The sequence below is a fragment of the Streptomyces sp. NPDC058664 genome, assembly GCF_042716635.1.
GTDB lineage: Bacteria > Actinomycetota > Actinomycetes > Streptomycetales > Streptomycetaceae > Streptomyces.
This window is the reverse complement of the sequence record NZ_JBHXRW010000134.1, coordinates 1-5,408: the sequence shown is the minus strand read 5'-3', so window position 1 is coordinate 5,408 and position 5,408 is coordinate 1. Positions and strand designations below refer to the sequence as shown.

The following is a 5,408-nucleotide window of genomic DNA, read 5'->3' as shown; positions in this document are numbered from 1 at the left end:
CTCGACCGCGTCGGGCGTCGTCACCGACGAGGGAATCTCCGCGAAAGCATCCATGGGCTGATCCTGCGCGACTCCCGGAATGTCCGCATCTGTGAGGGAGCATCAAAGGCAGGCGGTGCGGCCTGCCGTGCTTTTCCCCAAGGACGCGATCGGTGCGCGGAGCGGCCCTCGGTCGGCGGCCGCAGAGAGCGGCGAAGGGTTTCATAGGCTGATCCGTTCGTGTGACTGGCTTACGCGGGCGTGGGGGGAATGGCTGAATCGGCATCCTGATGCGGTCTGCCGCGGTCTGCCGCGGCCTGCGATGGCCGATCGGGTTGCGTACGCGTGTTGGTGCCGTACTCGGGATCCGGCCTCACGCCACACTGGCCTCTGATCGACAGCCACGGAGCCCACTCGAGCTGCGCTTTGCAGCGGGGCTGTCGTACTGACGCCGTCGGCAGTGCCTCAACCGCATGCCATGAGGCACGAGGAAGGACAGGAGAGACGCAGTGGCCACCCCTGACGCAGTCTTCATCTACATCGGCACCTATCCGAGTGAGGCCGCAGCGCGAGCCGACTACGAGATCGTCAAGGACCTCCACGCGCTCGGTGCGGTCGGCACCTACGACGCATCGGTCGTCACCAAGGACGAGGCCGGCAAGGTTCACGTCAACAAGGACGAGACGGCCACCCGGCACGGGGCGTGGGGTGGGGCCGCTGCCGGTGCGGTCGTCGGACTGTTGTTCCCTCCGGCCCTCATCGGCACGGCCGCCGTCGGTGCCGCCGTCGGCGGCGTAGGCGGCCACCTTTGGCGCGGTATGTCCCGGGCGGACGTCAAGGAGTTCGGCGAGATCATCGACGAGGGGGAGGCCGCCCTCGTCATCGTGGGTGCGAGCACGCTCGCGCAGGCATTGGAAAAGGCCGAGCTCAAAGCGGAGAAGCATGTCGCCAAGGAACTCGAGGTGAGCGCGAAGGACGTCGACAGGGCCGTCCAGCAGGCCGCCACCGAGGTCGGCTGACCTCTCGCCGCCTCCGCTGGGTGTTCGTTCTTCACGTTTCAGGGGCCACAGGGCGAGGCGCCGGACCCTCTCCGGAGGTCCAGGGAATCGGTCACCCTGTGGCGCTGGTCTCCCGAAATGCGGCGGCGGCCGTGCGGACGCTGGGAAACAGGTACTCCTCTCCGAGCTGTGCCGTCAGACCGGTTTCGGCGAATACCCGGCGTAGCGAAGCCTTGGGGCGGGCGACAGCCAGGACCACGCCGCGGTCGGCGAGTTCGGTGTGCAGCTTTCCGAGCGCGTCGACGGCGGTGGCGTCGATGTAGGTGACGGCTTCCATGTTCACGACGATCCACCGCAACGTGGACGGTGCGTGGTCGGCCAGTGACCTCACACGGGCCGCGAAGAACGGCACGTTGGGAAAGTACAGCGGGGCGTCGAAGCGGTACACCACCAGGCCCGGCTCGGTGTGGGCGCCCGCGTTCTCCTCGACGTCCCGATAGCTGTCGATGTCCTTCAGGTGGCCGAGTACGGCGTCGTGTGGACGCACAGTGCGGTAGACGAAGACGCCGATCGACAGAGCGACGGCGACGAGCAGTCCGTTGAGTACGCCCAGAGCGAGGACGGCGAGCAGTGCGGCGACCGCCAGCGCGGCCTCCGTGTCCCGGATCCTGCGCAGTCGAAGGATGCCGGCGAAATCGAAGAGATTCAGTGCCGCTGCGACGACCACGGCGCCCAGAGCCGCCTTGGGCAACGGTGCGATCAGCGGAGTCCCGAAGGCCGCGACGATGCCGACGACGACCAGGGCCGTGAGGCCCACGATCTGGGAGCGACCGCCGGAGGAGTCGGAGAGGGCCGTACGCGAGCCACTGCTGCCGATCGGGAAGGCCCCGGAGAGGCCGGAGACCGCGTTGGAGGCCCCGAGGGCGACCAGTTCCTGATTCGCGCTGACGTGGTAGCCGTTCTTCTGCGCGAACGTACGGGCGATGGCGTTCCCGTCAGCGAAAGCGATCAGAGCCAGCCCCGCGGCGGGCAGCACGAGCTCGGAAAGGTCGCCCAGCCCGACCCGCGGAAAGCCCAGGCTCGGAAGGCCACCCTCCAGGTCACCGACGACGGCGATGCCATGGTCCTTCAGGTCGAAGGCCGCGGAGACGGCGATGGCGAGGACGACCGCCACCAGGCTGCCGGGAACCTTCGGCGCGAAGCGCCGCAACAGCAGGATGACCGCCAAGAGCGCGCAGCTCAACACGACAGTGGCGACAGATGCGCCTCCGAGCTCCCTCAGCACCTCCCCGATCCTGGGGAAGAAGTCGCCGGAGCTGATACTGATCCCCAGCAGCTTGCCCAACTGGGTCGAGATGATCATCAGGGAGACGCCGTTGATGTAGCCGAGCAGGACCGGCTTGGACAGGAAGTCGGCCATGAAGCCCAGCCGCAGTGTGCCGGCGACCACCAGCCACGCACCGGTGACGAGCGCCAGCGAAGCTGTCAGTAGGACGTAGCGACCGCCGTCCCCCGCCGCCAAGGGGGCGACCGCCGTCACGGTGAGGGCGGCGAGGGTCCCCTCGGGGCCCACGACGAGTTGGCGGGAGGATCCGAACACGGCGTAGGCGGCAAGCGGCAGCATCGTCGCCCACAGACCGATCACCGGATCGACGCCCGCGAGTTCGGCCATACCCATGGCCGCCGGAACGGCGACGGCCGCCACGGTGAGCCCGACCGTCATGTCCTTCGCCCAAGATTCCTTGGCTTGTGACGCCAGTTGGACAGCCCCCGGCGCCACGCTGCGCCACGAGGACGGCAGCACCCGTCGCCAGGCTGAAGGGCCATCGGAGGGGCGACCACGGGCCTTGCCGGCTTCGTGGTGTGACGACTGTTTCGGCCCGGCCATGCGAGGTCCCCTCGTGCAGGCTGCGACTGCGACCGGCCTCGGTCACGTGGCAGACGTCTTGCCGCTCACCGCGCGGGATGAGCACGCGGCGGTTACCGCTCGCCGCCAGGGTGGACGACCGGCTTGGTGTTGCGTCCGCTTGCGGCCAGGAGAGCGATGACGGCTAGTACGGCCAGGAGGATGAGCACCAGCAGCAGCACAGTCAGCACGGTCGGGTGGTTCCAGAAGGCGAAGACCAGCGCCAGGACGAGCAGCACTCCGATGGTGAGCCACCGGCGGTAGGTGTTCACCCAGGTGCCGACCTTTCCGGTGTGCACTCCGTGGGCGCCGCCCCAGCGCGCGGCCGAGTCGGCCGTACGGTCCGCTGCGCCGCGCACGGCGCGCGGCAGGCGGCCGGCGCCGGACAGATAGGCGCCGAGCGCCACCAGGATCCCGAGGACGATGGCGGTGCGGATGCTGACGCGCAGGAAGCGGAGCAGCGTGTCGAAGATCGCCGCGGCGGCATCCGGTGACTGCACCTGCGCGGGGAGGTGGTCGAGGTAGTAGCTGCGGGCGATCACCAGGCCGATGGCGAGGACCAGGCAGGCCGCGGCCGCGCCGAGCATCGTGGTCACCAGGGCCCGGCGACGGCGCCGGGCGAGCACCACCCCGATGGCGCCGAGCACCACCGTGAGGATGGGCAGCCAGTTGCCGACGACGTCGAGCAGGTGGGCGAGGTCCCTGATCTTCTCCAGCTTGTCGGACTGGAAGAGCACCATCTGCTTGTCGACCTCGGGAATCTTCTCCGCCGGAGAGAGCCCGGCGTCCACGAGATCCTTCTTGACCTGCTCGACAGCGGCGCCGACGTCGAGGGTGACCGTGCCGCCGCTTACTTCGACAGAGCCCCGGCCTTCACCGGTGAGCGCGTGCACCACTGCCGAATGGGCGGCCCGGTTGGCCTCGGTCCAGACGGTCTCGAACCTGTCGCTCTCGACGAATCGGGTCGCCAGCTTCGTGACGGTCTGGTCGACCGCCGAGTCCAGCTGCGGGCCCAGGGATTTGATCGCGGCTCCGACGCGGGGCGGCAGTCCCTGGGACTCCAGCCACACCGCGATGTCGGACGTGACCTGCGCGCCGTCGACCCTGGCGTCGGCCGCCTGGGAGATCCGGTTGACGGCTGCCGCCTCGATCGCCGGGTCCGACGCGAGCGGGGTGACCGTCGACACGTACCGGTCTGAGTCCAGGACGATGTCGTGCACCCAGACGGTGATCAGCGACACCGGAACGAGAATGCAGGTGAGCGTGATCAGCAGGGCCGAGACGGTGCTCATCGCGATGCGTCCGGCACGTGAGCCCTTTCGGCTCGGCGGCGGTGACGGAGCGTGAGGAGCGACGTGAGACGGCTCGGGCTCGGGCAGCGTACTCATGACCCTCCCGGGACGGCTGTGGCGGAACTACCTTTGCCGCCATTAGGCACTCAGGGTTGAGGCTCCCGCACTCTGGGTCGGTCTTCCGAGGTGTGGGCCGGCCCCAGGCGGCGCGGCGAAGACCACCCGCTTCAGGTGACAGGCCCTGGTGCTGCGATCGGCACTCTGAAGGGGCGGCGAACTGCCTCGGTCCCTGGTCAGCACCGGGTCTGCGTCATGCGCAGCCGAACGCCCGGCCCGGAATCCCACCGAGGCTGGACCGGGCGGACGAATCGAGGGTCTTCCCGCGGCGACGGTCAGCCAGGTACGACGGCTGCTGCTGCTGATGCCTGCTCAAACCGATGCCCTCTCACCGCACCCGAATGGCATGCATTCAGGTGCGGATTTCCCCTGGTCATGGCTAGGTGGACATGCGATCCCCCTAGCGGCCTTCAGTCGCACCGTCTTATTCGAGGAGCTCCCGTGAAGCGTCACCTCCTGACCGTCGCGCTCTGCGCCACTGCGGTGTTCGGACTCGCCGCATGCTCCGACGACGACAGTTCGGCGTCGGACGAGGCGACCCAGGCCGCCGGCGAGCTCTGCTCCGACCTCTCCGAGCTGAAGGGCGACAACGCCAAGCTGAAGGCACTCGAGCCGAGTTCCGCGACCAAGGAGCAGGTCGAAGACGCGGTCAACGCCGTTCGCGACGACTGGGAAAACGTCAAGGAGAACGCGGCCACTATGAGGGAAGCCGAGCGGACGGCTGTCCAGGAAGCTGCCGAGGACCTGAAGAAGGCCTACGACGACCTGCCGGACGACACCTCGGGCCGGGACGCTCGTACCCAACTCCAGCCGCAGATTCAGAAGCTCGAAGAGACCGTGACGGCAGCGGCGACCAGCCTCAACTGCTGACCGGACAAGGCTGGGCGCGCCCCTGCTGCGGAGGATCGGGGCAATGAGCGCCTCTGGAAGGCTCCGGCGGTCGTTTGACCCCATGTGTGTGCCGTCACTCTCCGCCCGGGCCCGCGAGGAGTCGTCATGGCACCCGGGCCCGTCGCCGCTGATGCGCATGCGGACTGTCCATGAGGCGGGCAGCATGGTGGTATGAGTGGATTCGCGGAGATTCCCTCGTCGGTGACGACGCCCGACGCAGTGGAC

General features: G+C 68.5%; 4 protein-coding genes. 2 read left to right on the top strand and 2 right to left on the bottom strand.

The window, feature by feature from the left end; translation table 11 throughout:
• Nucleotides 1-488: 488 nt before the first annotated feature.
• Nucleotides 489-998, top strand: coding sequence for a DUF1269 domain-containing protein (locus ACFWUY_RS40420; RefSeq protein WP_384121759.1), 510 nt, complete (start codon nt 489-491; stop codon nt 996-998).
• A gap of 91 nt (nt 999-1,089) precedes the next feature.
• On the opposite strand, the gene ACFWUY_RS40415 is transcribed toward ACFWUY_RS40420, so the two are convergent.
• Both ACFWUY_RS40415 and ACFWUY_RS40410 read right to left on the bottom strand, forming a co-directional pair.
• A complete protein-coding gene (locus ACFWUY_RS40415) occupies nt 1,090-2,700 on the bottom strand; it encodes a SulP family inorganic anion transporter (protein ID WP_384121757.1) in 1,611 nt (536 codons plus the stop codon).
• 257 nt (nt 2,701-2,957) lie between these two features.
• Nucleotides 2,958-4,175: a hypothetical protein gene (locus ACFWUY_RS40410; protein ID WP_384121755.1), complete on the bottom strand. Its 1,218-nt coding sequence runs from the start codon at nt 4,173-4,175 to the stop codon at nt 2,958-2,960.
• 558 nt (nt 4,176-4,733) lie between these two features.
• Between ACFWUY_RS40410 and ACFWUY_RS40405 the strand changes: the two genes are divergently transcribed.
• The gene (locus ACFWUY_RS40405) at nt 4,734-5,162 is read left to right on the top strand and encodes a hypothetical protein (protein WP_384121753.1); all 429 of its coding nucleotides are present in this window, start codon (nt 4,734-4,736) and stop codon (nt 5,160-5,162) included.
• Nucleotides 5,163-5,408: the final 246 nt, after the last annotated feature.